Below are 22,679 nucleotides of genomic sequence, written 5' to 3'. Positions count from 1 at the left end.
CCTAGCCGGTAGGCTGAAAGGCGTGAGTGAACAGATTGACCTGAATCAGAGCTTTAAGGCCTACGACGTGCGTGGCGTGGTCGGCGAGACCCTGGATGCCGAAGCAATTGAAGCTATTGGCGCCGCCTTTGTCGACGTGCTGTCGCTGTCCGGCAAGGACGTGCTGGTTGGCGGCGATATGCGTCCGTCCTCCGCGGAATTCGCCCAGGCCTTCGCCCGCGGTGCCACCTACCGCGGCGCCAACGTGGTCATGCTCGGATTGATTTCCACCGATGAGCTGTATTTCGCCTCGGGCAAGTTCAATGCCGCCGGTGTCGTCTTCACCGCAAGCCACAATCCCGCCCAGTACAACGGCATCAAGATGTCCAAGGCCGGCGCCCGCCCGATTTCCTCGGCAACCGGCCTTTTCGACATTCGCGATCTTGCCCAGCAGTACCTGGACGAGGGCCTGCCGGTCTCCGGCGATGCCCCGCAGGGCAGCATCAGCGAACGCGATGTGCTGGCCGACTACGCAGCCTACCTGCGGGAATTAGTGGACTTGTCAGCCATTCGCCCGTTGAAGATCGTGGTGGACGCCGGCAATGGCATGGGCGGCATGACCACCCCTGCAGTCCTCGGGGGCACGGTGCTGGCCGAGTTGCCGCTGGAGATCATCCCGCTGTACTTCGAGCTGGACGGCACGTTCCCCAACCACCCCGCCAACCCGCTGGAACCGGAGAACCTCAAGGACCTGCAGGCAGCGGTGCTGGAGCACGGCGCCGACCTCGGCCTGGCATTCGACGGCGATGCCGACCGCTGCTTCGTGATCGACGAGCGCGGCCTGCCGCTGTCCCCCTCGGCCATCACCGCACTGGTTGCGGTGCGCGAAATCGCGCGAGTGCAGGCCGCCGGCGAACAATCCCCGGTGATCATCCACAACTTGATCACCTCCAAGGCTGTGCCGGAATTCGTCGCCAAGGCCGGCGGCACCCCGGTGATGACCCGCGTGGGACACTCCTTTATCAAGGCCGAGATGGCCGCCCAGGGCGCGGTCTTCGGCGGCGAACATTCGGCCCACTACTACTTCCGCGACTTCTACAATGCCGATACCGGGATGCTCGCCGCCATGCATGTGCTGGCCGCCCTGGGCGGGCAAGACCTGCCGCTCTCCGAGCTCGGCGCCGAATACGAGCCGTACGTTGCCACCGGTGAAATCAATTCCGAGGTGGAGGACAAGGCCGGAGCCACCGCCCGCGTGGTGTCCCACTTCCAGGACCAGCCCGTGGACGTGACGACCATGGACGGCACGACCATTTCGGCGGCCGACGGCAGCTGGTGGATCAATCTGCGCCCGTCGAACACCGAACCGTACCTGCGTTTCAACGGCGAGGGCCGCACCGCGCAGATCATTGAGCCCATTCGCGATGCCGTGCTGGCTATCGTGCGTGAAAACACCGTCGCCAACTAGCAAAGGGAAGACATGAACCTCGAAGAACTGGATGAAGGCGTCAAGGACGCGCTGAACAAGGTCTTGGGCACCGCCCTGGGCGTAGCCCGCGAACAGCTCGAAGAGCAGGGCGTGTTCCTGCCTTTCGCCATCGCGCTGGAACCGCAGGAAGGCGAAGACGAGCCGGAGCTGCGCCTGATTGCGGTTCCGCCAACGGACGATCCCGAGGATCCGGAAGCCGACATCGACACCGAAGCCATGGTTGCCGACCTGATGCAGGTGCTGAACCAGCAGGGCACCCACTTCCAGGCCATCGCCGTCGCCTCCGACGTGCTGCTCCAGGACAATGACCAGGACGCCATCCACATTGTTGCCGAGCACCGCATCGGTGCCGCGCTGGCCATCGTGCAGCCGTACACCATGCCTGCCGAGCCAGGCGGAGAATGGCACTTCGATGAGCCGGCGGCGGAGTCGGCGGAAGCCATCTGGGCCAACGCGCTCTAGCCCGCATCGGGTGCTTTCGGGGTCGGCATAGTCACTATGCCGACCCCGAAGCGCTTTTCCCGCGTAGAGTGGGAAGCATGAAACTCAGTGCCTTCACCGACGTGTGCCTGCGGACCGTGATGGTCCTGGCAACTCCCGGCACCGGGCAACTGACCAGCCGCGAGATCGCCGATTCGGTCGGGGTTCCCTACAACCACGTTGCCAAGGCAGTGCTGGAACTGCGCACGCTGGGCATCCTGCAGGTCACCCGCGGCCGCAACGGCGGCGCCGCCTTGAGCGGAGAAGCGCTGGATTTTTCCCTCGGCGGGCTGCTGCGCAAATTGGACAAGCGCACCGATATCGTGGACTGCACCGATCATGACGCGCAATCCAACTGCCCGCTCTCGGGCAACTGCCGCCTGCGGGCGGTCTTCCGCCAGGCACGCGAAGCCTTCTACGCCTCGCTGGATCCGCTGACTATCAGGGATATCTGCCCGACGTCAGCAGCGGAGCCCATCACGCTGCTCCCCTTCCCTACGGTGCGCAGCGTTTCCTAGTTCCACTTCACCCATGAAGTGATACCGGTCACTTCTGTTGCGAAACCGGCCAATTGATTTGCAATCCTTTTCTACTGAGCGTAGAAATGAATCATAAATCTTGTATTTCAGATACAAGTAATCACCTACGCCCAAGGAGACCCGATGCTGTCCACCAAGTCCTTCCCGGTCATTGAAGCCACGCTGCCGATCATCGCAGAGCGCATTTCCAGCATTACCCCGAACTTCTACAACCGCCTGTTCGCCGCCCACCCTGAACTGCTCGACGGAATCTTCTCCCGCTCGAACCAGAAGAACGGCACCCAGCAGCAGGCCTTGGCAGGATCCATCGCGGTCTTCGCAACCTACCTGGTCAAGCACCCGGGCGTCACCCCGGAAACCATGCTCGCCCGCGTGGCCCACAAGCACACCTCCCTCGGTGTCGTCGAGGAGCAGTACCCGATCGTCTACAAGCACCTCTTCGATGCCATCGCCGAAGATCTGGGCGATGCACTGACCCCGGAGATCGCCGAGGCCTGGACCGAGGTGTACTGGCTGATGGCCCATGCGCTGATCAAGATCGAGAAGGGCTTGTACGCGCAGCAGGCCAACGCCGAGATCTACACCCCGTGGAAGCTTGTCGAACGCACCGAAACCGGTGTCGATTCGGTCAGCTTCAGCTTCGAGCCAGCTGACGACACCCCGGCGACGGTCGCCAAGCCAGGGCAGTTCGTTTCGGTCCGCATGCCGATGGCCGACGGCGTCCGCCAGGTTCGCCAGTACACCCTGAGCAGCGATATCGAGCAGGCCAACCGCCGCACCATCACCGTCAAGCTGGATGTGAACGGCGAATTCTCCCCGGTTATCCACAACGACCTGAAGCTCGGCGACGTGCTCGAGCTGTCGAATCCGTATGGCGATCTGGTCATCGATGAGGAGGGCGCGCCGCTGGTGATCGCTACCGCTGGCATCGGCTGCACCCCGAGCGCCGCCGCGCTGCAGACCCTGGCCGCACGCGGCTCCAACCGCAAGGTCACCGTGCTGCATGCAGACCAGGAAGTGGGTGCCTGGCCATTGCGTGAGCAGATGCTCGATTCCATCGCCAAGCTGCCCCAGGCCACCCTGGGCACCTGGTTCGAACGCGGCGAACTGCCGGAAGAGCTGAACGCCAAGGCCGGCTACATGAATCTGACCGATGCACTGGCCGAGGACGCCGAGGTGTACCTGTGCGGCCCGCTGCCATTCATGCATGCCGCGCGCAGCCAGGCACTGGAAGCCGGCATCCCAGCCGAGCGGATCCACTATGAGGTCTTCGGCACGGATGTGTGGCTGGCCGCCTAGCATCCAGGTCTTGCAACTGTGCTGCAGGTGGAATCATGGGGAATCCACCTGCAGCACTTTTTTGCCGCTATTTTCCGGTATCCGCGGCAGATTCCGGGTGATCACCCTTCTGCGGGGCCTTCTTCTTGAAGGCGAGTTTCTTCGGATCCAGCTTCCGCGGATCGATTTTGCCGCCGAGCTTTCCAGACTTCTTCGCCTCCGCCTCCTGGACTGGCGGTGCCGGCAGATCGGCATCGCGGTCTTCGGATTCCGGAGCCTCGGAGGGCTGCTCGGCTGGCGCAGCCTTGGCGCCGCGTGCCGGTTTCGCGGCCTGCGGGTCCACCAGGATCTGGTGCAGCCCTTCCTCTGAGATCCACTTGCGCAGCACCGAGTTGAACAGGATCGGGTTCTCGATGTTCCATTGGTGGTGCATGCCAGGGACCACGCGCGTGATCACCTGCGGGAGCTTGGCGCGCAGCGCCTCGAAGGATTTCTGCACCACCTTCGGCTCCTTGGCTCCGACCAGGGCCAGCACCGGACCTTGGTAGGAGTCGAGCTTCTCCGGAAGTCCCCCGGGATCCATCTCGTCCATGATGGCCCGCAGGTTCTCGGCCTTCAGTTTCACGCCATGCTCGGTGAACAGCTCCCGCTCGTCATCCACCATGCCGTAGGCTCCGGCCTGGAATCGCCAGTACCACTCGCTGCCGATGAGCTTGAGCTGCATCCGCTGGAAAGCCCTGGCCGCCTGGCCCACGCCGGTCACCGGTGTTCCGGTGATCATCACGGAGTCAACCAGTTCCGGATGCCGTGCCGCCACGTGCAGCGCGATGACGCCGCCGAGGGACATGCCCACCAGGTGCACGCCGCCTTCGGAAACTTCGTCGGCGATCAAGGCCGCGACGTCATCGGCGGCGGATTCCAGTCCTTCCCAGGCCTCCTCGAACCGGGCGCCGAAGGCCGGCAGGTGGAGGGTCAGGATGTTGTAGTCGCCAAAGGCCAGCACCTGCGGGTCCCAGCTCCAGTTGCCGACGTTTCCGCCATGGAGGAACACCAGCGTCTGCATCGAACGCTGGGCATCGTGATGCCGGCCGGGATGCACTTCCGGATAATCGGTGGCATCGCGTGATGCATCGCTTGCAGGGGTCTTGTTCTGGTCTTTGGCTGCAGTCATGGCAAGTACTCCAATACCGCGTCGAGCCATTCCAGCTCTGCGGCTTGTTGTCGGATTGCATGGTCAAGTGTGGCAGCCATCAGGAAGCTGCGACGGTCCGCAGCGGCGCGCATGTCGATGCCTTCGCGCTGGGAGAGGTAGTCATCGAGGGTGTACTGCGTGGCTTGGCGGCGTTCCTCCAGCAAATTCTGGATCTCACCGCGTTCGAGTTCGGCAGCAAAGAACACTTGGCCCATGAAGGGATCCCGTTCGGGAGACTGCACGGCCCCGGCAGATAGCCACTGGACCAGCGCCTCGCGACCGGCCTCGGTGATGTGGTGTTCCTGGCGGTCCGGATAGTTCGACTGGGCGACGGTGCGCACGGTGGCATACCCCTTGTCCACCAGCTGCGCCAACGTGCGGTAGATCTGCGCCTTGTCTGCGTTCCAGAAGTGGTTGATAGAGGAGTCAAAGTGCTTCTTGAGCTCGTAGCCAGTCATGGGCGACAAGCACAGCAGCCCGAGAATCAATCGTGCCAAAACCATAGGGCAATCTTTTCACACATAGTTGATTTTGCACCCACTTCGGCTCGGCGTGTGGAAACTGTACCCAGATTGTGACAATTCCCTGGCTGCGCATGAAAATACCCCGGCCACTGGCATTCCAGTGGCCGGGGCGTTCCCAAGTGCGGATCTGCGGGAGATCCAGTTCTGCTAGGCGCTCAGGCGGGCCTTCAGGCCATCGAGTTCTGCACGCAGCGAGGACGGCAGTGCATCGCCGAACTTGGCGTACCATTCCTCGATGCCCTCGACTTCCACGGCCCATTCGTCCTTGTTCACAGCAACGGCCGCTTCGACATCGGCTGGGGTGAAGCCTTCCAGTCCAGTCAGGTCCATGGACTCGCCGGTCGGGACGTTGCCGATGATGGTTTCGCGGGCGTCAGCGGTGCCTTCGATGCGCTCGATGGCCCACTTGAGCACGCGCGAGTTGTCGCCGAACCCTGGCCATGCGAAACCGCCGTCAGCGGTGCGGCGGAACCAGTTGACCAGGAAGATCTTCGGCATCTGCTCCGGGTTGAGCTTGTCCGAGATCTTGTCCCAGTGGTTCAGGTAGTCGCCTGCGTTGTAGCCGATGAATGGCAGCATCGCCATTGGGTCGCGGCGGATCACGCCGGTTGCACCGGCAGCGGCCGCGGTGGTCTCCGAGGAGAGGGTCGAACCCATGAAGATGCCGTTGGTCCAGCTGCGGGCTTCGGTCACCAGCGGGATGGTGGTCTTGCGGCGGCCACCAAACAGGATCGCGTCGATCTTCACGCCGTTTGGCGAGTAGTAGTCGTCCGAGAGCATGTCGACCTGATCGATCGGGGTGCAGAAGCGCGAGTTAGGGTGCGCTGCAGGACGGCCGGACTCAGGGGTCCAGTCGTTGCCCAGCCAGTCGGTCAGGTGCGCTGGGGGCTCGTCGGTCATGCCTTCCCACCAGACGCCGCCCTCATCGGTCAGCGCAACGTTGGTGAAGATGTTGTTGCCCTTGGAGATGGCGCGCATGGCGTTCGGGTTGGTGGACCAGCCGGTGCCTGGAGCCACGCCAAACAGGCCGTACTCAGGGTTGACGCCGCGCAGCTCGCCGTCCTTGCCGATGCGCATCCAGTTGATGTCATCGCCCAGGGTTTCGGCCTTCCAGCCTTCGATGGTTGGATCCAGCAGCGCCAGGTTGGTCTTGCCGCAGGCCGATGGGAAGGCCGCGGCAATGTGGTACGACTTGTTCTGCGGGCTGGTCAGCTTCAGGATGAGCATGTGCTCTGCGAGCCAGCCTTCATCGCGGGCCATGGCCGAGGCGATGCGCAGCGAGTAGCACTTCTTGCCCAGCAGCGCGTTGCCGCCGTAGCCCGAACCGTAGGACATGATGGCGCGCTCTTCGGGGAAGTGCACGATCCACTTGTCTTCGTTGCATGGCCATGGAACATCTTCCTGGCCTGGTTCCAGGGGTGCGCCGACCGAGTGCAGGGCCGGAACGAAGAAGGCGTTCTCGGCTTCCATCTTGCGCAGCACTTCATTGCCGATCTTGGCCATGATGCGCATCGAGGCGACAACATAGGCGGAATCGGTGATTTCCACGCCGTAGGCAGGTACTTCTGCGTCCAGCGGTCCCATGACGAACGGGATAACGTACATGGTGCGTCCGCGCATCGAGCCATCGAACAGGCCGTTGAGCATGGACTTCATCTTGGTCGGGTCTTCCCAGTTATTGGTGAAGCCCGCATCTTCTTCCTTTTCGGAGCAGATGAAGGTGCGCTCTTCGACTCGGGCCACGTCCTTGGGGTCCGAGAAACCGGCGTAGGAGTTGGGGAAGTTCGGATCGGTCAGCTTGACCAGGGTACCGGCTTCAACCAGCTCGGCAGTCAGGCGATCATTCTCTTCGACAGACCCATCAACCCAATAAACACGATCCGGCTTCGTCAGTGCGGCAACTTCCTCGACCCAGGATGCCAACTTCGCGTGCGAAGTAGGTGCTGCGTCGATAACGTTCTGATCCGAGCTCGTGCTCATTATCCATTCCCTCCATTGGGCTGAACTTGCAATAAATCAAGGCTAGGGTGTGCTCGACGCCCGCGCCGTGTGATCGAAACCTCATGAAAGTGAAACCCCGGGGACCAAAAAGAGAAAATTCCCGTAATTCCGGGGGTTAGGCTAACCAGCGCACCCGCATTAAGTGACTAAGGTCACGTAGACCGGTACCCTTTCAATGTCTTCACATAACCTTCTGTTCACCTGGGCCCAGTAGCTTTGCCCGTCGATTTGTACAGCGCGAAATCGACCTGTATAGTTATTCGAGGTTCGTGAGAACGAGCTGGACAAAAGAATATGCGCCCATAGCTCAGCTGGATAGAGCGTCTGTCTACGGAACAGAAGGTCAGGGGTTCGAATCCCTTTGGGCGCACAAATTGAAATTCCCACTCGATCGAGTGGGAATTTTTTGTTTCCCGCAAGGAATGAGCCGATGAACCACGTCGCCTTGGATGGCCAACTCAGCCTGTGCCCGTTGGAAATTGCCGACGCGCGGCAACTCGCCGAGTCCTACCGGCGCAATCGGCAGCACCTTCAGCCCTGGGGACCGGCCCGTCCCGCCGAGTTCTTTACCGAAGCCCATCAGGCGGCAAGCCTCGCCGCAGCCGCAGAAGCGCGGCGGAGCGGACTAGCCTTCCCTTTCGGACTCTTCGAGCACAAGAAGCTCATCGGTCGCTTCAACATCAGCGGCGTGGTCCGCGGCGCATTCCAAAGCGCCAGTTTGGGCTACTGGATCGATCATGAGCACACCGGCCGCGGCTTGGCTTCCCGGGCCGTGGCCAAATTGCGCACCGCTGCGCTCAACGACCTGGGGCTGCACCGACTGGAAGCCAGCACGCTCCCCTACAATCACGGGTCGCAGCGCGTTCTCGAGAAGAACGGCTTCGTCCGCATAGGGATGGCACCGAACTACCTGAAGATCGCCGGACGCTGGCAGGATCATTACCTCTACCAGGCGATCTTGCACGATTAGCAGGCTTCCAGCTCCGTCGATTCCGAAGTCGACTAGTTATTTTGTGAAACACCACACTTTTGGCCGTTTTGGTTATTGCTCCCGGAAAATCTCGTGTAAAGTTATTCAAGTCGTCAAGACGGCAAGCAATTGAATAAGCGCCCATAGCTCAGCTGGATAGAGCGTCTGTCTACGGAACAGAAGGTCAGGGGTTCGAATCCCTTTGGGCGCACAAGTTGAAATTCCCACTCATTCGAGTGGGAATTTTTTTGTTATTCCTGCTGATTCAACGCAGGCACCGCGAGGGACTAGTGCGAGGCGCGCAGCACCAATTTCGTGTCCATGATGCTCCACTCGGGCACCTGTTCCCCGTTGATGCGCTTGATCAGCAGCTCCGCCATGATCTCGCCCTGGCGCTCCGGGTTCTGCGCAATGGTCGTCAACGGCGGGGTCGAGCTCCGCGCGAAGGAATCATCATCGACCGACGTGACCGAAATGTCCTCGGGAACTTTCACGCCGGCCTCGGCCAGGGCCTGCAAGGCGCCGAAGCCCATCTGGGCGCTGGCAGCGAACAGACCATCGACCGCGAGATTAGCATCCAGCAGCTGCCGCATGATCCGCCGACCACTCGCCGGGGTGAAATCGCCGATCTCGATAGCCACAGGTTCCAGGCCAGCGTTTTGAACCGCTTGCTTGAATCCCACCAGCCGGTCCAGTCCCGCACCCATGTCCTGCGGCCCGGCAATCGTTGCCAGCTTGGTGCGCCCCTGGCCAATGACGACCTCCGTCGCCTGCTTGGCCGCGGCAATGTTGTCGATATCGACAACATAGATGTCCTTCTGGTCGGTGCTCATGGTGCGCCCGCCATAGACCATGGGCAGCACGTTTCCGAGATCAGCATAGGAGCGGTCATCTGCGTGGTGCGAAAGCACCAGTGCCCCATCCACGTTGCCGCCTTGCAGGTAGCGGGTGGTCTTTGCCGGATCCGCTTCGGTGGACAGCAGCAAGGTGAGCATGAATTCGGTGCCGGCCAGGTACCGGGCCACGCCCTGGACCACCTTGGCGAAGTAGGGATCGGCAAAGAACTTCGCGGTGTTCTCGGGGACAACCAGGGCAACGGAATTGGTCCGGCCCTGCGCGAGGGAACGGGCAGCGCGGTTGGGCACATAATTCAATTCGCGGATCGCCAATTCAACGGCCCTGCGGGCCGCGGGCTTCACCCGTTCCGAGCCGTTGACCACGCGGGAAACCGTGGCGCGCGAGACACCTGCGCGTTCTGCCACCAACTCTAGGGTCGGCTTCGGACTGCGCGCTTCGTGCATGCTCATGTTCTGTACCCAGGTGCCTTGCAGTAGTTCGTCGTGGAAACGCGATGGTGGCCCGCAGCACCGGGAGCGGGCTACGGGCCACCATGCTCAGGTGTTATGCCATTGTACGGTTCGCGGCAATCAACCCCGCGTAGGTCCGGCCGCTATTCTTGATCGTCCGCACCTGCGTCTGGTAATCGACGTGGATGATCCCGAAGCGCTTGGCGTAGCCCCAGGCCCATTCGAAATTATCCAGCAAGGACCAGAGAAAGTAGCCGCGGACATCCACGCCATCGCCGATCGCGCGGGCGACGGCATCGAGGTGGTTGAGGATGTATTCCTCGCGTTCGGTGTCTTCGATGGTTCCGGCCTCGGTGACCGTATCCGTGTAGGACGCGCCGTTCTCCGTGATGTACAGCGCCGGCATATTGCTGTAGTCCCGCTTCAGGCGGTTCAGCAGCACCCGCAGCCCCTCGGGATTCACCTCCCAGCCCATGGCCGTGCGCGGCAGGTCGCGGGCCGGGAAGCTCACGTACTCGCTGCCGACAAACGGCGAGGACTTCGGCGCATCGGTGGGCATGATGGCCGGCGGCTGGCCGGGTGGCAGCGGATGCCCCGAGACGTTGTCGTCGTGGTAGTGGTTCACGCCCAGGAAGTCGATTGGCTGCGCGATGATTTCCAGGTCCCCGGGCTCGATGGCTTCGGCCAGCCCCAGTCCTTTGACGTCCTCGAGCAGGTCTTCCGGGTAGGCGCCGCGCAGGATCGGATCCAGGTACATGCGGTTCCACAGCGCGTCGATGCGGCGCGCGGCTTCCAGGTCCACCGGATCGCTCGGGTCGTTCGGCACCGCGTTGGTCAGGTTCAGCGTGATGCCGATCTGCTCGGCGCCCAGTTCGCGCAGCCGGGATGCGGCCAGCCCGTGGGCCAGGTGCTGGTGGTGCACCGCGGCCAGCGCGGCCTCGGGCTCCTGGCGTCCCGGGGCGTGCTCGCCGGCGGCGTAGCCGATCAGCGAGGAGCACAGCGGTTCGTTGAAGGTCGTCCAGTGCTTCACCCGGTCGCCGAGCTTTGCATGCACCGCTTCGGCGTAGTCGAGGAACTTGTACGCGGTATCCCGGTTGGCCCAGCCGCCGTGCTCCTCCAACGCCTGCGGCAGATCCCAGTGGTACAGGGTCAGCCACGGCAGGATGCCGTTTTCCAGCAGCTCGTCGACCAGCCGCGAGTAGAAGTCCAGGCCCTCGGGGTTCACCGTGCGCCCGCCGGGAACGATGCGCGCCCAGCTGGTGGAGAAGCGGTAGGAGTCCAGGCCCAGTTCGCGCATCAGCTGCACGTCTTCGCGGTAGCGGTGGTAGTGGTCCACCGCGACATCGAGATTATCGCCGCCTGCGATGGCCCCCTGCTTGCGGGCGAAGGCGTCCCAAACGGAATCCTCCTTCCCGTAGGAGTGCGCCGCCCCTTCGATCTGGGCTGCCGCGGTGGCAGAGCCCCACAAGAAGTCCTTCGGCCATGCGAATTGCTGGGATAGGTGGTTCATCATCAGCCCTTTACAGCTCCTGCCATAATTCCGGATACAAGTTGCTTGCCTGCAAGAATGAAAAGCACCAGCAGCGGGATCGTCGCCATCAAGGCTCCGCTCATCACGATGGTGTAGTCAACGTATCTTGCAGACTGCAGCTGGCTCAACGCCACCTGCAAGGTCGGGTTCTGCGGCGCCACCAGCATCGGCCACAGGTAGTCGGTCCACGCGGTCATGAAGGTGAACAGCGACAGGATCGCCATCGCGGGCCGGGCCGCTGGGACGCCGACATGCCAGAAGGTTCCGATCATGGACGCGCCATCCACGCGCGCGGCCTCGATCAGCTCATCGGGGATGTTCTCCACCAGGTACTGGCGCATGAAGAAGACGCCAAAGGCGGTGACCAGGGTCGGGATGATGACGGCTCCCAGCGAGCCGGTCCAGCCGAATTGCTTCATCATCATGAACATCGGGATGATGCCCAGCTGGGTGGGCACGGCCAGGGTGGCGATCACGAAGACCAGCAGTCCCTGGCGTCCGCGGAAGCGCAGCTTGGCGAAGGCGTAGCCTGCCAGGGTGGAGAAGGACACCACAGAGAAGGTGATCACCGAGGAGACAATGATGCTGTTTCCCAGGGCCGCCCAGAAATCGATCGAGTCCAGCACTTCGGCCACATTGGTCCAGAAGTGCCCGCCGGGCAGCAGCGGCGGGTAGGCCGAGGCGAACACCCCGCCGGTGGAGGAGCCGATGACGAAGCTGTACCACAGCGGGTAGGTGCTGCCGATGAGGAAGGCCAGCAGGATTCCGTAGGTGAGGAAGCCCGGGCGGCGATCCATTGAGAAGTTCTTGCCGCGGCGCTTGGGCGCAGGCGCCTGGCGTGCGGGGCGTTGGATGGTTGCGTTACTCATGTGCTGCACTTCCGCTCTGCATTCTGTTGGCCTGCTTCGCCGCTGCGGCTTCGGCCCGGGCCGACGCGCGGCGTGCCGCACTGGTTCGGCCCGTGCTGCGCGCGCCCTTCTTGTCGGCCGAGGAGGCGATGGAGCCGGAGATCAGGAAATTGATCACGCCGATCACGATGATGATCAGGAAGAGCATCCAGGCCACGGCCGAGGCGCGGCCGAAGTCCCCGCGGTTGAACGCCAGGTCCCAGAGGTAGAGCACGGTGGTCTGGTACTGGCGGTCGGGGCCGCCGGGAACCGAGCTGCTGGGGTTGAACAGCTTCGGTTCGGTGAAGATCTGCAGTCCGCCGATGGTAGCGGTGATGATCACGAAGATCATCGTGGGGCGGATGCTGGGCAGGGTAATCGAGAAGAACCGGCGGATCGCGCCGGCGCCGTCGATGGCCGCCGATTCGTGCAGCTCGCGGGGCACCGCCTGCATGGCGGCCAGCAGGATCAGTGCGTTGTACCCGGTCCAGCGCCAGTTCACCATGGTCGCAATCGCCGCATGCGAGGCGAAGACGTCGGTCTTCCACGCGATCGGGTCGAGGTTCACGGCGCCCAGCAGGTTGTTCAGCACACCGTACTGCTCGTCGAAGGCCGAGGAGAAAATCAGCGTGACTGCGACCGGGGTGACCACATAGGGAACCAGCACGCTCATCCGCCAGAACGTCTTGGCGCGGATGTTCTGGTCCAGCATGGCCGCGATGAACGTCGCGATCACCAGCTGCGGGATGGCCGAAAGCAGGAAAATGCTGAAGGTGTTGAACAGGGAATTCCAGAACAGCGGGGAGGACAGTTCGGCTTGGTAATTTTCCAAGCCGACCCACGCCCCCGCGCCGCCGAGCAGATCCCAGTCATTGATCGACACCACGAACGTGTAGATCAGCGGGAACAGGCCCACCAAGCCGAAGAGCAGGAAGAACGGCGAGATGTAGAGGTAGGGGGAATACTTGAAATCCAGCTGCCCGCGGCGGTGGCGGCGGCAGGTTCTGCGTTCCTGCGCGGATTCCGCCAGTTTTTCCCTGGTCGGAGCATTCCTGCCGGGCTGCCGGCGCCGGGGCTGCGCTGCATGCGCGCTGGCATCCCGGTCTTGTTCCGGGGCATTGCGTGTTGTGGTGCTCATCGGTGGCATCTTTCCTGCTGGAGTAGCTGACCAGCCAAGGGCCGCAACCTCGTTGCGGGCCGCGGGCCCTGGGCTGGAGTTGGCGCGGGCTACGGGATTACTTGATCTCAAGTTCCTGCAGGGTGGCCAGGGCCTTGTCCCACGCGCTCGCGCCGTCGGTGCCGGAGTCGATCGCCTGCACTGCCGGGCCGAAGACCTGCTCCTGGATCACCGAATCCTGCGGGCCCTTGAACTGTGCCTTCACGCCGTCGGCGCGGTTGCCCAGGATTTCGCCCACCGGTGCGTCATTGAAGAATTCGCTCATCTCGTTCGCACCGGTCACCGCCTCGGACTTCTGCGCTTCCAGGTTCGATGGGAAGGCGCCGGCCTGTTCGAAGGAGGTAGCCTGCGAGCTGGCGGTGGTCAGGAACTGGGCCAGCTTGGCAGCTTCGGCAGGGTGCTCCGAGGTTGCCGGAACGGTCAGGAACGAGCCGCCCCAGTTGGCTGGGCCGCCCGGGAAGACATCGGCGAAGTCCCAGCCTGCGCTGGAATCCCCGCCTGCGCTTTCAACCTTGCCCTTGACGTTGCCCAGCATCCAGCCAGGGCACGGCATGACGGCGAAGGATCCGTCAACGAAGGCCTGGCCCTTGCCCCAGTCCCACTGGGTCTGGTTGGCGGACAAGCCCTCGGAGGCTGCCTCGGAGAGCAGGTCCCAGCGCTCGCGCAGCTCGGTGTTGCCCTCGACGTTCAGCGATCCATCAGCCTTGTAGTAGCCCTCGTCGAGCTGGTTGACCATGGCGTTCCAGACGAAGCCGGACTGGTCGTAGAACGCCTCGCCGGACTTCTCCACGTAGTCCTCGCCTGCCTTGAAGAAGTCTTCCCAGGTTGCGTCGTCGCCGCCGAGCAGCTCGGCAACCTCGTCGCGTTCGCTGGGCAGGCCCGCGTCCTTGAACAGCTTGGCGTTGTAGCAGATGCCCATGGGGCCGATATCGGTTCCGTAGCCGATGATCCGGCCCTCTGGATCGGTGGCCTGCTTGACCTTCCAGTCGACCCATTCCCCGGAAATCTCGTCCGCTCCGTATTCACGCAGATCGGTGAAGGAATCGGAGACCGTCATCACCTGGCCCAGCCAGCCTTCTTCCACGGCCTGGACATCAGGCAAGCCGGCGCCAGCCGCCTGCTTGGTCTTCCAGTCGGTCAGCGCATTGCCTCCGGTGTCGATGTTGGTGGCTTCGATGGTGATGCCGGGGTTGTCCTTCTCGTACTGCTCGTACAGCGTGTCCAGCCCCTGGGTGCCGAAGGTGGTCACGGTCAGGGTGATCGGGTTGTCGGCAGAGGCCGGCTCCGCATCCTTGCTTGCCTCGGCGGCGCAGCCGGTTGCCAGCAGTGCGATGCTTCCGGCAAGAACTGCTGCCTTTGCCAGTGGGGATCTGCGTGAGGGTTTCACGGTGACTCCATTTCGAATATGAATCGTGCGAGCGGATGAGCGCCAAACAGTTTTGAGAGCGCTCTCAAAATGCGGCAAAAAGAAAAGGTCCTGCAATTTCCTGGATGCCTGAAACGATGAAAGCGACTCTGCCAAACATTTTGTGAGCGCTCTCACAAATCTTCTCCACCAATTCTCCATGATGGAATTCTGCTGTCAACCCCTTTTTTGGGCCCCGGTCTCGCCAAGCGGCAGCCAACTCGGAATTACATTCATAGCAGGGAGTTAAAACAAGGTGGCCAGGCATTCTTCAGCGAAGAGGAACGCCCGGCCACCCAGCCAGCGGAATCAGCTAGTTCTTCTTATCCAGCTGCAACCCTACGAGCACCGGATCGTGATCCGAGGAACGGTACTGGTCGGCAGTGAACAGGTTGGTGATGTTGTTGTTGTAGCGGCTGTATTCGTAGCCCACGGATTCGGTGGCATTGATGTTCCAGATGTCTTCTCCGGTCACCTTGCCCGCCAGCTCCTTCGAAGCGAAGATGTGGTCCAGCGAGCCGACCAATCCGCCATAGAGGTAGCTCTGGGAATCCGCCTCAGCACCGAGGTCCACATAGCCGGCCTCGATCAGCACCTGCATCGGGTCTTCGGCCGAGTAGGAGTTGAAGTCGCCAGCCAGCAGCACCTTGTCGGTGTTGCGCAGCTTCTTCAGCCGATCCGCGAACTGGACCAAGGCCTCGGCCTGGCCGACTCGTGCCTCATTCCACGCGCCCTGGCCATCACCCTTGTCGGCGTTGCCCGAGCCGTCATCGGGATTCGAGCCCTTGGACTTGAAATGGTTGGCTACCACCAGGAAGCGGGTGTTCTGGTTCCCGCCAACACGCTGGAAGGCCTGGGCCAATGGATCGCGGGCGTTGGAGAAGGCCGGATCATCGAGGATCACCGATTCGTCGATCGGCTTCACCGCCTTGTTGCGGTAGATGATCGCGGTGCGGATGACGTCTTCGTCGGCGGGCACCACCGACGGGGTCGGAGCGTAGCTCCACACCTGGCGGCCGGCTTCATCGTTCAGCTCATTGACCAGGTTGGCCAGGGCCGCGTCGCGATGCTGACCGAAGCGTGCGGAATTCTCGATCTCCTCGAGCACCACGACATCTGCGGTGAACTTGCTCAGCGCGGCAACGATCTTGGACTGCTGGCGCTCGAAGCTTTCAGCCGTCGCGGCGCCGCGGGCATCGCATCCGCCGCGGACATTGATCGGATTACCTTCGCGGTCGGTGTAGTAGGAACACCCGTCAAGCATGTCGCCGGTGGTGGTGAAATAGTTCAGCACGTTGAAGCTGCCGACGCTGACGTTGCCGCCCACCTCGTCCGGGGCATCGCTCTCAACCTGCTCGAAGTTCACGGCGATATCGGCATCATCGGCGCCGATCACCTGCCCCTGGGGCTGCAAGCGCCACAGGTCGTAGCGGTAATCCAGGATGACCGGGCCGATGAAGGTGGCCTCAGCCCCCACGGTCACGCGCTGCTGGGCATCGATATACGGCAGGGCGATCTGCTTGTTCCTGCTGGTGGTGAAGTTCAGCGTGGCGCCATCATCGACCACGATCGAGCGCTGCTCATTTTCTGCGGCCAGCGCCTTGGCCTCGGCCGAGCCCGGGCGGAAGACATCGGTTGGCTGGCGCAGCAGGCGTTCGCCAGGCAGGATTTCACTGGTGCCCATGGCCAGGCCCAGCTCGCCGTACTGGTTCAGCGAATAGTTGACCGAGACGGTGAACTCTCCCTGCGGTTCGATCAGCATGGATTCGAATCGTTCGCGTTCAGCGTCGCTGGCTGGCAGCGCCACCGCCAGCGGCTTCACGGCTTCGGCCGGCTCATCGAGAACCGCCACACTGCCGGCCTTGAGCTGGGTCAGGCCGTAGTATTCGGAGACTTCGCCGGAAACCTGCACGTGGTCGCCGACGCTCACCGAGGAGACCTCGTCCGGTGCGTAGACGAAGATGGCCGAGCTCGCCTGGCCCGTGGCATCTGCACCGCTGTCAGCGCTTTGCAGATAGAAGCCGCGGATCCCGCCCTCGGCGTAGGCTCCGGTGACAACACCGCGCACCGTGGCATCCTGGCCGGCCATTGGCGAAGCGCTGCCGGTTCCCTGGATCTGCTCGATGGGCGTGATTTCGGGGGTGTCGGCGTGCGCTGCCGAGAAGCTCGAAACTGCAAGCGCGGTGCCCAGCACCGCCGCGGCGATGCGCGTGGGGCGTCTGTTGATCATGTTATTCCCTATGTAGATTCTCAAGCAGCGGCGACCCTGCCGCATGCAGGGGCCAGGCTTCAAGGTAAGCAAAGCTGGATTAACCGCTCTTGAACTCCGCCCCGCTTTTTCGTGACCTGTCCAACAACCATCCAAAAGCATCAAACGCTTTACGTCCAGTAGTGATTAAAAGAATCTTCCCACTAATTGAACTGACCAGTCAGTTCAATTAGTCTTTAATTGTGCTTACCGCAGATTCAGTTTCCGTCAAGGGACGCCACGATTTACTGGTGTCCCCCACCTCGCTTCAAGTAACTCGCGGAGAGGTACACCTTGTGGTGGCCGACCCGCAAATCTCACGTACCGCCTTGGCCCTAGCCCTGAGCGGGCGCATGAAACCATCTACGGGGACCGTCTCGTGGGGTCACGCTGACTCCCTGAAAACCCTGCGCCAGCACACTGCCCTCCTGGATTCTCCAGAGGTCAACGAACCTGAATCACATATGAAGGTCCGCGATCTCATCGCCGAAGACCTCGCCCTCCTGCCGGGCCCGATCTGGAAAAAACCACGCAATAAAAAGTGGACGGCACTGCACGGATTCGATGATGTGGCCAAGGATTGGGCAGACTCCCTAGATCCCGCCCGCCGGTTGGAACTGCAACTTTTACTGGCCGCAGAAGACTCCCGCATCGAACTTATAGTCCTTGACTCCCCTGATCGCCACGACATGCAAGATGATGTCTGGCTGGATCTCCTGCTTGAATTTGCTGGCTCGAACCGCGCATTCGCGATCGTCGCCATTGTCAGTAACGCCCCTTACGAGTGGGATGGACCGATCACTTACCTGGGATCCAACGAGTACGAAGAATTTGAATCACCGGAAGAAGCCACCGCGCTCATCTCCGGAGAACCTCTGGTTGAAGAGCCAGAAGAACCCCAAGAACTAGAAGAGCCAGAAGAGCCCGAAAATTCTGAAGCGCCCGCAGAACTAGAGGAACCCGATAAAACAGAGGTTTTGTCGCAAGAATCTGTTCAAGATGAGCTGGATCTAGACGTTCCAGAAACAGTGGAGCCCAAGTCCGCGGAGCAAGAATCCACACCGGCAGAACACAGCGACGCAGTACCAACTGTCGCAGAGGATAGCGACGCGAAGGAAAAAGAATGACCACTTTGCAACTTGCGCTCTCCGAGCTAAAGCGCATGACCCGTGGCACCCTGCCAAAGCTGGCGCTCATCGCGGTGACCTGTGTGCCTCTGCTTTATGGTGCCCTCTACCTCTACGCCAACTGGGACCCCCAGGGAAACTTAGACAAGGTCACCGCGGCCGTCGTTAATCTCGATGACGGCGGGGAAAAGGACGGCAAATTCACCCGTGTCGCCGACGATGTCGTTGAGAACCTCGAAGACGATGGGACCTTCAGCTGGGCGCATCTCGATTCGAGAGACGAAGCCGCCGACGCGGTGGCCAGCGGCAAATACGCCTTCGCCCTCGTTCTACCCGATAATTTCACCGCTGCGCTGCTGTCCCCCGGCGACTTCAAAGATGCCAGCCAGGCCAATATTGAGTTGCTGACCAATGACGCGAATAACTTCATGGTCTCCAACTTCGCACGGACCCTGACCACCTCGGTGCGCACTTCGGTCTCCGAAGAAGTCGGCACCGAAACCGCGTCGGCGATGATCGCCGGCTTTGTAGACATTCACAGCTCTATGGATAAAGCCGCGGACGGCGCACAACAGCTCTACGACGGCACGATCACCCTAGGTGATGGCATCGTGACCCTGGCCGATGGCACCACCAAGCTTGTTGATGGCAGTAGTGAACTCTCCGACGGTGCTGTCCAGCTCAAGGATGGAACCAGCGAACTTTCCAGTGGCCTTTCTCAGCTGGTCTCAGGTCAGAAGAAACTGCTCGATGGCAGCAATTCTCTGGCCGATGGCACCGGAGAGCTAGCCACCGGTGCAGATACGCTCAGCGATGGTTTGAGCGCCATGAAATCCAAGACCAAGACCCTGCCAAGCTCGGTCAAACAGCTCAACGATGGCGCCCAGAGCGCCAAGAGCGCTGCCGACCAGTTGGCCACCGGCGCACGTCAAGTCGCCGATGGAAATAAGCAGCTCTCCGACACCGCCGATGACGCCATCTCGGTGATCAACGAGCTGCAGGACGAAACCGACAAGCAACTGCAGAACGTCAAGACCGATACGCAGGCCGAGCTGGACAAGCTGGTGGCCGACGGTGTGTTGACCCAAGAGCAAGCAGACACCATCAAGTCCAAGGTCAGCGATAGCGTGGAGAACTCGATGCTGAGCAACACCTTGAAGAACAAGGTGGACAAGGTCAACACCGGCCTTGCAGGACTGCAAGATAACCTGCACACACTCTCGGATGGTGCCGACAAGGTCGCCGATGGTAACGAACAGCTAGCTACCGGTCTGGGCACCCTTGCCCAGGGCACCAAGACGCTGAACGCTGCGGTACCAAGCCTCGTGGACGGAATTTCCTCGGCCGCTGACGGCTCAGCGAAACTTGCCACCGGCGCGAACAGTGCCCACGACGGTGCCAAGCAGTTGGCCGAAGGCCAGAAGTCCGCACTGACCGGTGCGACCCAGGCCTCCGAGGGTGCCAAGAAGCTGGATTCCGGAGCCGGTTCCCTGGTGACCGGCGCCGACCAGCTCCACAGCGGTTTGGTCCAGCTTTCCGATGGTGTCGGCGATCTGTCCGACGGTACCACCAAGCTCCAAGATGGCTCCAACGAGCTGGCCACGGGCCTGGATGACGGCGTCAAGCAGGTTCCTAACCCCGATAAGAAGACCAGTGAAGAGCTCTCCGATGTGATCGGTAACCCGGTGACGGTGGAGAACACCAAGCAGTCCGAAGCCCAAGTCTATGGTGAGGGTCTAGCCCCATTCTTCATGACGCTGGCGACCTTTATCGGTGTACTGATCCTCACGCAGGTGATGCGCCCCATTACCAAGCGCGCACTGCTGTCCAACGGCAGCAACTGGAAGATCTCGCTCGGTGGTTGGATACCATTCGCGGCCGTTGCCGTGATCCAGACCAGCCTGCTCTACGCAGTGGTGCACTTCGGACTGGGTCTACACACGGCGCACCCATGGATGGCATGGTTCCTTCTGGTACTCGCCGCCCTGTGCTTCAGCGCCCTCATCCAAGGCTGCTTCGCCCTGCTAGGAACTGCCGGCAAGTTTGTGGTGCTCGTCTTGATGGTGCTTCAGCTGGTCACCGCCGGCGGTACCTTCCCGTGGGAGACCCTGCCAGCGCCATTGCACTTCCTGCACCAGATCTTGCCGATGGGTAATGTGGTCGTCGGACTGCGTCACCTGGTGTACGGAGCGGAATTGAATGTGCTCTCCGCGGTCGCAGGCTCATTGCTCATCTACACCGCCATTGGACTAGTCTTGAGTATGCTTGCGGTACGCAAGAACAAGACCTGGAGCCTGACCACGCTGCAACCGGAGCTGAAAGAATGACAACGCCAACCGGCCAGCGCCGCCGCGTGCGCGCCACGGATTCGAAGGAAAAGCTCTTCGAAGCGGCCATGAAGCTGCTCGGTTCGCGCTCCCCCGAGTCCGTCTCGGTGGACGAGATCGCAGCGGCCGCCGGCGTTTCCAAGGGCACCGTCTACTACAATTTCGGTTCCAAGGACGAGCTGGTCAGCCAGCTGCTCAGCTACGGCGCGCAGAAACTCATGGGCGAACTGGCACGCGTTGCTTCCGGGGAGGACCCCTACCTGGCGCTGCGCCAGATGCTGGAATTCGCCATGGATTTCGTGGCCAGCTACCCGGCCTTCGCCCATCTGTGGATGCAGGAGCAGCTGAATGCCGACACCGCAAACGCGTTCGCCGGCACCCCGCTGCACACGCAGGTGACCGGGCTGATCATCGAGGTCCTCGAACGCCTCGTGGTGCTCGCCCCGGAGCAGAAGCTGTCGGTAGCCACCAGCATTTTCGGCGCCGCCTTGTTCACCGCCCGCATGCGCGCCTCGGGACGGACCGATCTGGACCGCGAGCAGACGGTGCGCGCCGTGCTGCTCACCGTGGACGGGCTGCGTGCCACCCGTCCACCAGCCAGCAATTAGGCCCGCGCTTCCCAGCTGGCGGTTTCGCTGATGCCCGGCAGTTCGCCGCTGAAGATCAGCACCCCGGGATAGTCGTTGAGCAATTCGGCCAGCGTGGCATAGGCAGCATCGGGCAGGCGGGCCAGCAGCGAATCGAGCACCAGCAGCGGCGGTTCGCGCAATAGCGCCCGCGCCACCAGCAGCGAGGCCTGCTGCGCGGAATTCAGCGGTTCTCCGCCCCGGCGCAAGCGGGTTTCCTCCGCATCGGGCAGGTGGGCCATCTGCAGCCCGCAGGTTTCCGCCAGTGCCACTGCCTTGCGCAGCGACGCGCCCGGATGGCGGTAGCGCAGCGCGCGGGCAACGCTGCCGCGCTCGGGAACCATGGACTCCAATGCGGCGCCGATCAGCTTGCGGCGGCCGGTCGCAGGCAAATCCTCGCTGCGCCCCTCGGCGATCCACACCCCGGCCTGCGGGTCGGCGTCATGAGCCAGGCTGCCGGTGGCGATGGCCGCGAGCAATGCGGCGCAGTCCCCCTGGTTTCCGCGCACCGCGATGCGCTGCCCGGGCTGGGCCCGCAGCGTGGGAAACTTCCCGGCCATCGATTCCGGAAGCTGGATGCGCACTGAGGACGGCTGGAGCATCAGCTCCTTCGCATCGCGGGTGCTCGCCGGCGATGCTTCGCTGGCCTGCCAGCGTTCCTGCTCGGCCAGCAGCGGCGCGATGATGCGCCGGCCGGCCTTGTAATTCTGCCGGTACTCCACCACGCGGCCCCACTCGCCCAGGGTTCCGGCGCAGATTCCCATCAGCGTCAGCGCGGTCGCCACGGCGGCTGCCGGAAGCTGTGCCTGCGCGGCCGCGGCCACGAGAAGCGCGGTACCCAGCAGCGGAATGGCCAGCGCCCCACCGCGCAGGGCCGCGGCGAACCGGGCGCGATGCACCGACGCGTCAATCACCTTCTGCGAGGTGTCCTGAACCCTTTGCACTTCCCGCTCGATGCCGCCCCCGGCGGCAATCGCGGTCCGCGCGGCCACGGTATCGGCAATGCGCGCAGCCAGGTTCCCGCGGTGCCGGCGCAGGGTCCGGGCGCTGAGGAACGTCCCGCCGGCCAGGCCCGCCAGCAAGATGCCTTCCAGCACCAGTGTCGCGCCCAGGCTGAGGGCCAGCAGCGGATGCAGGAACCACAGCCCCGTGCCGCTGACGATCAGCAGCGGGAGGCCGGCCACCAGGGGGACCATGCCCTGCACTATCCAGTTGCGGATCGAGGACAGGTCGTTGGTGGAACGGGCGATGGTGATGCCCATGGACGGTCCGCGGGCGCTGCGCAAAGCGTGGGCGACCAGCCCGCGGCGCAGCTGGGCCACATAGTGCTGGCCCAGCTTTTCGGCCAGCACCCGTTCAGCGTATTTGGCCAGGAAGAAGCAGCCGACCAGGCCCAGCACCGCGGCTAGCGCCCCGGCGCTGAGGCTGGCCGAGAGCTGTCCGATCAGCCAGCCAATGGCGATCGAGAGCAGGCCGGCGAGAACCCCTAGGCTGAGCAGTCCGGCCAGGAGCATCCGCCGTCCGGGCGCTACCAGTGGCGGCAGGCGCTCGGGCTGGGCCACCGGCGCGGCGGCGGTCTTCTGGTCCAGCAT

The 22,679-nt window shown here is 62.6% G+C and carries 18 protein-coding genes and 2 tRNA genes; 10 read left to right on the top strand and 10 right to left on the bottom strand.

Going from position 1 to position 22,679, the window contains the following annotated elements; all coding sequences use genetic code 11:
• The first annotated feature begins 22 nt into the window (after positions 1–22).
• From ATK23_RS15910 to ATK23_RS15895, 4 genes are all read left to right on the top strand, one after another.
• The gene (locus ATK23_RS15910; protein ID WP_083515703.1) at positions 23–1,447 is read left to right on the top strand and encodes a phosphomannomutase/phosphoglucomutase; all 1,425 of its coding nucleotides are present in this window, start codon (positions 23–25) and stop codon (positions 1,445–1,447) included.
• A 12-nt stretch (positions 1,448–1,459) separates the two neighbouring features.
• Positions 1,460–1,930 carry a hypothetical protein gene (locus tag ATK23_RS15905; RefSeq protein WP_038993806.1) on the top strand — a complete coding sequence of 157 codons (471 nt, stop codon included), beginning with the start codon at positions 1,460–1,462 and terminating at the stop codon, positions 1,928–1,930.
• Positions 1,931–2,007: 77 nt separating this feature from the next.
• The gene (locus ATK23_RS15900) at positions 2,008–2,466 is read left to right on the top strand and encodes an RrF2 family transcriptional regulator (protein ID WP_066144066.1); all 459 of its coding nucleotides are present in this window, start codon (positions 2,008–2,010) and stop codon (positions 2,464–2,466) included.
• 144 nt (positions 2,467–2,610) lie between these two features.
• Positions 2,611–3,786 carry a globin domain-containing protein gene (locus ATK23_RS15895; protein ID WP_066144063.1) on the top strand — a complete coding sequence of 392 codons (1,176 nt, stop codon included), beginning with the start codon at positions 2,611–2,613 and terminating at the stop codon, positions 3,784–3,786.
• 67 nt (positions 3,787–3,853) lie between these two features.
• On the opposite strand, the gene ATK23_RS15890 is transcribed toward ATK23_RS15895, so the two are convergent.
• The 3 genes from ATK23_RS15890 to ATK23_RS15880 all read right to left on the bottom strand — a co-directional run bounded on the left by ATK23_RS15890 (position 3,854) and on the right by ATK23_RS15880 (position 7,461).
• Positions 3,854–4,936 carry an alpha/beta fold hydrolase gene (locus tag ATK23_RS15890; RefSeq protein WP_066144060.1) on the bottom strand — a complete coding sequence of 361 codons (1,083 nt, stop codon included), beginning with the start codon at positions 4,934–4,936 and terminating at the stop codon, positions 3,854–3,856.
• A complete protein-coding gene (locus ATK23_RS15885) occupies positions 4,933–5,460 on the bottom strand; it encodes a PadR family transcriptional regulator (RefSeq protein ID WP_066144057.1) in 528 nt (175 codons plus the stop codon). The genes ATK23_RS15890 and ATK23_RS15885 overlap by 4 nt, the downstream gene beginning before the upstream one ends.
• 168 nt (positions 5,461–5,628) lie before the next feature.
• A complete protein-coding gene (locus ATK23_RS15880) occupies positions 5,629–7,461 on the bottom strand; it encodes a phosphoenolpyruvate carboxykinase (GTP) (RefSeq protein ID WP_066144054.1) in 1,833 nt (610 codons plus the stop codon).
• 317 nt (positions 7,462–7,778) lie between these two features.
• Between ATK23_RS15880 and ATK23_RS15875 the strand changes: the two genes are divergently transcribed.
• The 3 genes from ATK23_RS15875 to ATK23_RS15865 all read left to right on the top strand — a co-directional run bounded on the left by ATK23_RS15875 (position 7,779) and on the right by ATK23_RS15865 (position 8,663).
• Positions 7,779–7,852 (top strand) — tRNA-Arg (locus ATK23_RS15875).
• A gap of 60 nt (positions 7,853–7,912) precedes the next feature.
• Complete coding sequence (locus tag ATK23_RS15870) at positions 7,913–8,452, top strand: GNAT family N-acetyltransferase (RefSeq protein WP_066144051.1); 540 nt, start codon at positions 7,913–7,915, stop codon at positions 8,450–8,452.
• A gap of 137 nt (positions 8,453–8,589) precedes the next feature.
• Positions 8,590–8,663, top strand: a tRNA-Arg gene (locus tag ATK23_RS15865).
• A 76-nt stretch (positions 8,664–8,739) separates the two neighbouring features.
• Here the strand turns inward: ATK23_RS15865 and ATK23_RS15860 are convergent.
• From ATK23_RS15860 to ATK23_RS15835, 6 genes are all read right to left on the bottom strand, one after another.
• Positions 8,740–9,759 carry a LacI family DNA-binding transcriptional regulator gene (locus ATK23_RS15860; RefSeq protein WP_066144048.1) on the bottom strand — a complete coding sequence of 340 codons (1,020 nt, stop codon included), beginning with the start codon at positions 9,757–9,759 and terminating at the stop codon, positions 8,740–8,742.
• A 94-nt stretch (positions 9,760–9,853) separates the two neighbouring features.
• The gene (locus ATK23_RS15855) at positions 9,854–11,272 is read right to left on the bottom strand and encodes a GH1 family beta-glucosidase (RefSeq protein WP_066144045.1); all 1,419 of its coding nucleotides are present in this window, start codon (positions 11,270–11,272) and stop codon (positions 9,854–9,856) included.
• Positions 11,272–12,159 (bottom strand): carbohydrate ABC transporter permease, encoded by an 888-nt coding sequence (locus ATK23_RS15850; RefSeq protein ID WP_066144042.1) that lies wholly within the window; start codon positions 12,157–12,159, stop codon positions 11,272–11,274. The genes ATK23_RS15855 and ATK23_RS15850 overlap by 1 nt, the downstream gene beginning before the upstream one ends.
• Positions 12,152–13,315, bottom strand: coding sequence for a carbohydrate ABC transporter permease (locus tag ATK23_RS15845; RefSeq protein ID WP_066144039.1), 1,164 nt, complete (start codon positions 13,313–13,315; stop codon positions 12,152–12,154). The genes ATK23_RS15850 and ATK23_RS15845 overlap by 8 nt, the downstream gene beginning before the upstream one ends.
• Positions 13,316–13,412: 97 nt before the next feature.
• Positions 13,413–14,741, bottom strand: coding sequence for an ABC transporter substrate-binding protein (locus tag ATK23_RS15840; protein WP_066144037.1), 1,329 nt, complete (start codon positions 14,739–14,741; stop codon positions 13,413–13,415).
• A 331-nt stretch (positions 14,742–15,072) separates the two neighbouring features.
• The gene (locus ATK23_RS15835; protein WP_066144034.1) at positions 15,073–16,989 is read right to left on the bottom strand and encodes an ExeM/NucH family extracellular endonuclease; all 1,917 of its coding nucleotides are present in this window, start codon (positions 16,987–16,989) and stop codon (positions 15,073–15,075) included.
• 221 nt (positions 16,990–17,210) lie between these two features.
• Here ATK23_RS15835 and ATK23_RS15830 point away from each other — a divergent pair, with 221 nt between their 5' ends.
• From ATK23_RS15830 to ATK23_RS15820, 3 genes are read left to right on the top strand one after another with little or no spacing between them, the layout of a single operon-like run.
• Positions 17,211–18,134, top strand: coding sequence for an ABC transporter ATP-binding protein (locus ATK23_RS15830; protein ID WP_157066427.1), 924 nt, complete (start codon positions 17,211–17,213; stop codon positions 18,132–18,134).
• Positions 18,131–20,461: a YhgE/Pip domain-containing protein gene (locus tag ATK23_RS15825; protein ID WP_066144028.1), complete on the top strand. Its 2,331-nt coding sequence runs from the start codon at positions 18,131–18,133 to the stop codon at positions 20,459–20,461. The genes ATK23_RS15830 and ATK23_RS15825 overlap by 4 nt, the downstream gene beginning before the upstream one ends.
• The gene (locus ATK23_RS15820; RefSeq protein WP_066144025.1) at positions 20,458–21,069 is read left to right on the top strand and encodes a TetR/AcrR family transcriptional regulator; all 612 of its coding nucleotides are present in this window, start codon (positions 20,458–20,460) and stop codon (positions 21,067–21,069) included. The genes ATK23_RS15825 and ATK23_RS15820 overlap by 4 nt, the downstream gene beginning before the upstream one ends.
• On the opposite strand, the gene ATK23_RS15815 is transcribed toward ATK23_RS15820, so the two are convergent.
• Complete coding sequence (locus tag ATK23_RS15815; protein WP_066144022.1) at positions 21,066–22,679, bottom strand: ABC transporter transmembrane domain-containing protein; 1,614 nt, start codon at positions 22,677–22,679, stop codon at positions 21,066–21,068. The genes ATK23_RS15820 and ATK23_RS15815 overlap by 4 nt on opposite strands.

This window comes from Glutamicibacter nicotianae (assembly GCF_002797775.1).
GTDB classification, from domain to species: Bacteria; Actinomycetota; Actinomycetes; order Actinomycetales; family Micrococcaceae; genus Glutamicibacter; species Glutamicibacter nicotianae.
This window is presented reverse-complemented; position numbering and strand designations above follow the sequence as displayed.

Coding starts and splice junctions, on each gene's coding strand:
- ATK23_RS15900 (WP_066144066.1), top strand. CDS start 2,008: ATGAAACTCAGTGCCTTCACCGACGTGTGCCTGCGGACCGTGATGGTC.
- ATK23_RS15880 (WP_066144054.1), bottom strand. CDS start 7,461: ATGAGCACGAGCTCGGATCAGAACGTTATCGACGCAGCACCTACTTCG.
- ATK23_RS15820 (WP_066144025.1), top strand. CDS start 20,458: ATGACAACGCCAACCGGCCAGCGCCGCCGCGTGCGCGCCACGGATTCG.
- ATK23_RS15870 (WP_066144051.1), top strand. CDS start 7,913: ATGAACCACGTCGCCTTGGATGGCCAACTCAGCCTGTGCCCGTTGGAA.
- ATK23_RS15850 (WP_066144042.1), bottom strand. CDS start 12,159: ATGAGTAACGCAACCATCCAACGCCCCGCACGCCAGGCGCCTGCGCCC.
- ATK23_RS15855 (WP_066144045.1), bottom strand. CDS start 11,272: ATGATGAACCACCTATCCCAGCAATTCGCATGGCCGAAGGACTTCTTG.
- ATK23_RS15815 (WP_066144022.1), bottom strand. CDS start 22,679: ATGCTGGACCAGAAGACCGCCGCCGCGCCGGTGGCCCAGCCCGAGCGC.
- ATK23_RS15890 (WP_066144060.1), bottom strand. CDS start 4,936: ATGACTGCAGCCAAAGACCAGAACAAGACCCCTGCAAGCGATGCATCA.
- ATK23_RS15825 (WP_066144028.1), top strand. CDS start 18,131: ATGACCACTTTGCAACTTGCGCTCTCCGAGCTAAAGCGCATGACCCGT.
- ATK23_RS15885 (WP_066144057.1), bottom strand. CDS start 5,460: ATGGTTTTGGCACGATTGATTCTCGGGCTGCTGTGCTTGTCGCCCATG.
- ATK23_RS15895 (WP_066144063.1), top strand. CDS start 2,611: ATGCTGTCCACCAAGTCCTTCCCGGTCATTGAAGCCACGCTGCCGATC.
- ATK23_RS15835 (WP_066144034.1), bottom strand. CDS start 16,989: ATGATCAACAGACGCCCCACGCGCATCGCCGCGGCGGTGCTGGGCACC.
- ATK23_RS15845 (WP_066144039.1), bottom strand. CDS start 13,315: ATGAGCACCACAACACGCAATGCCCCGGAACAAGACCGGGATGCCAGC.
- ATK23_RS15860 (WP_066144048.1), bottom strand. CDS start 9,759: ATGAGCATGCACGAAGCGCGCAGTCCGAAGCCGACCCTAGAGTTGGTG.
- ATK23_RS15905 (WP_038993806.1), top strand. CDS start 1,460: ATGAACCTCGAAGAACTGGATGAAGGCGTCAAGGACGCGCTGAACAAG.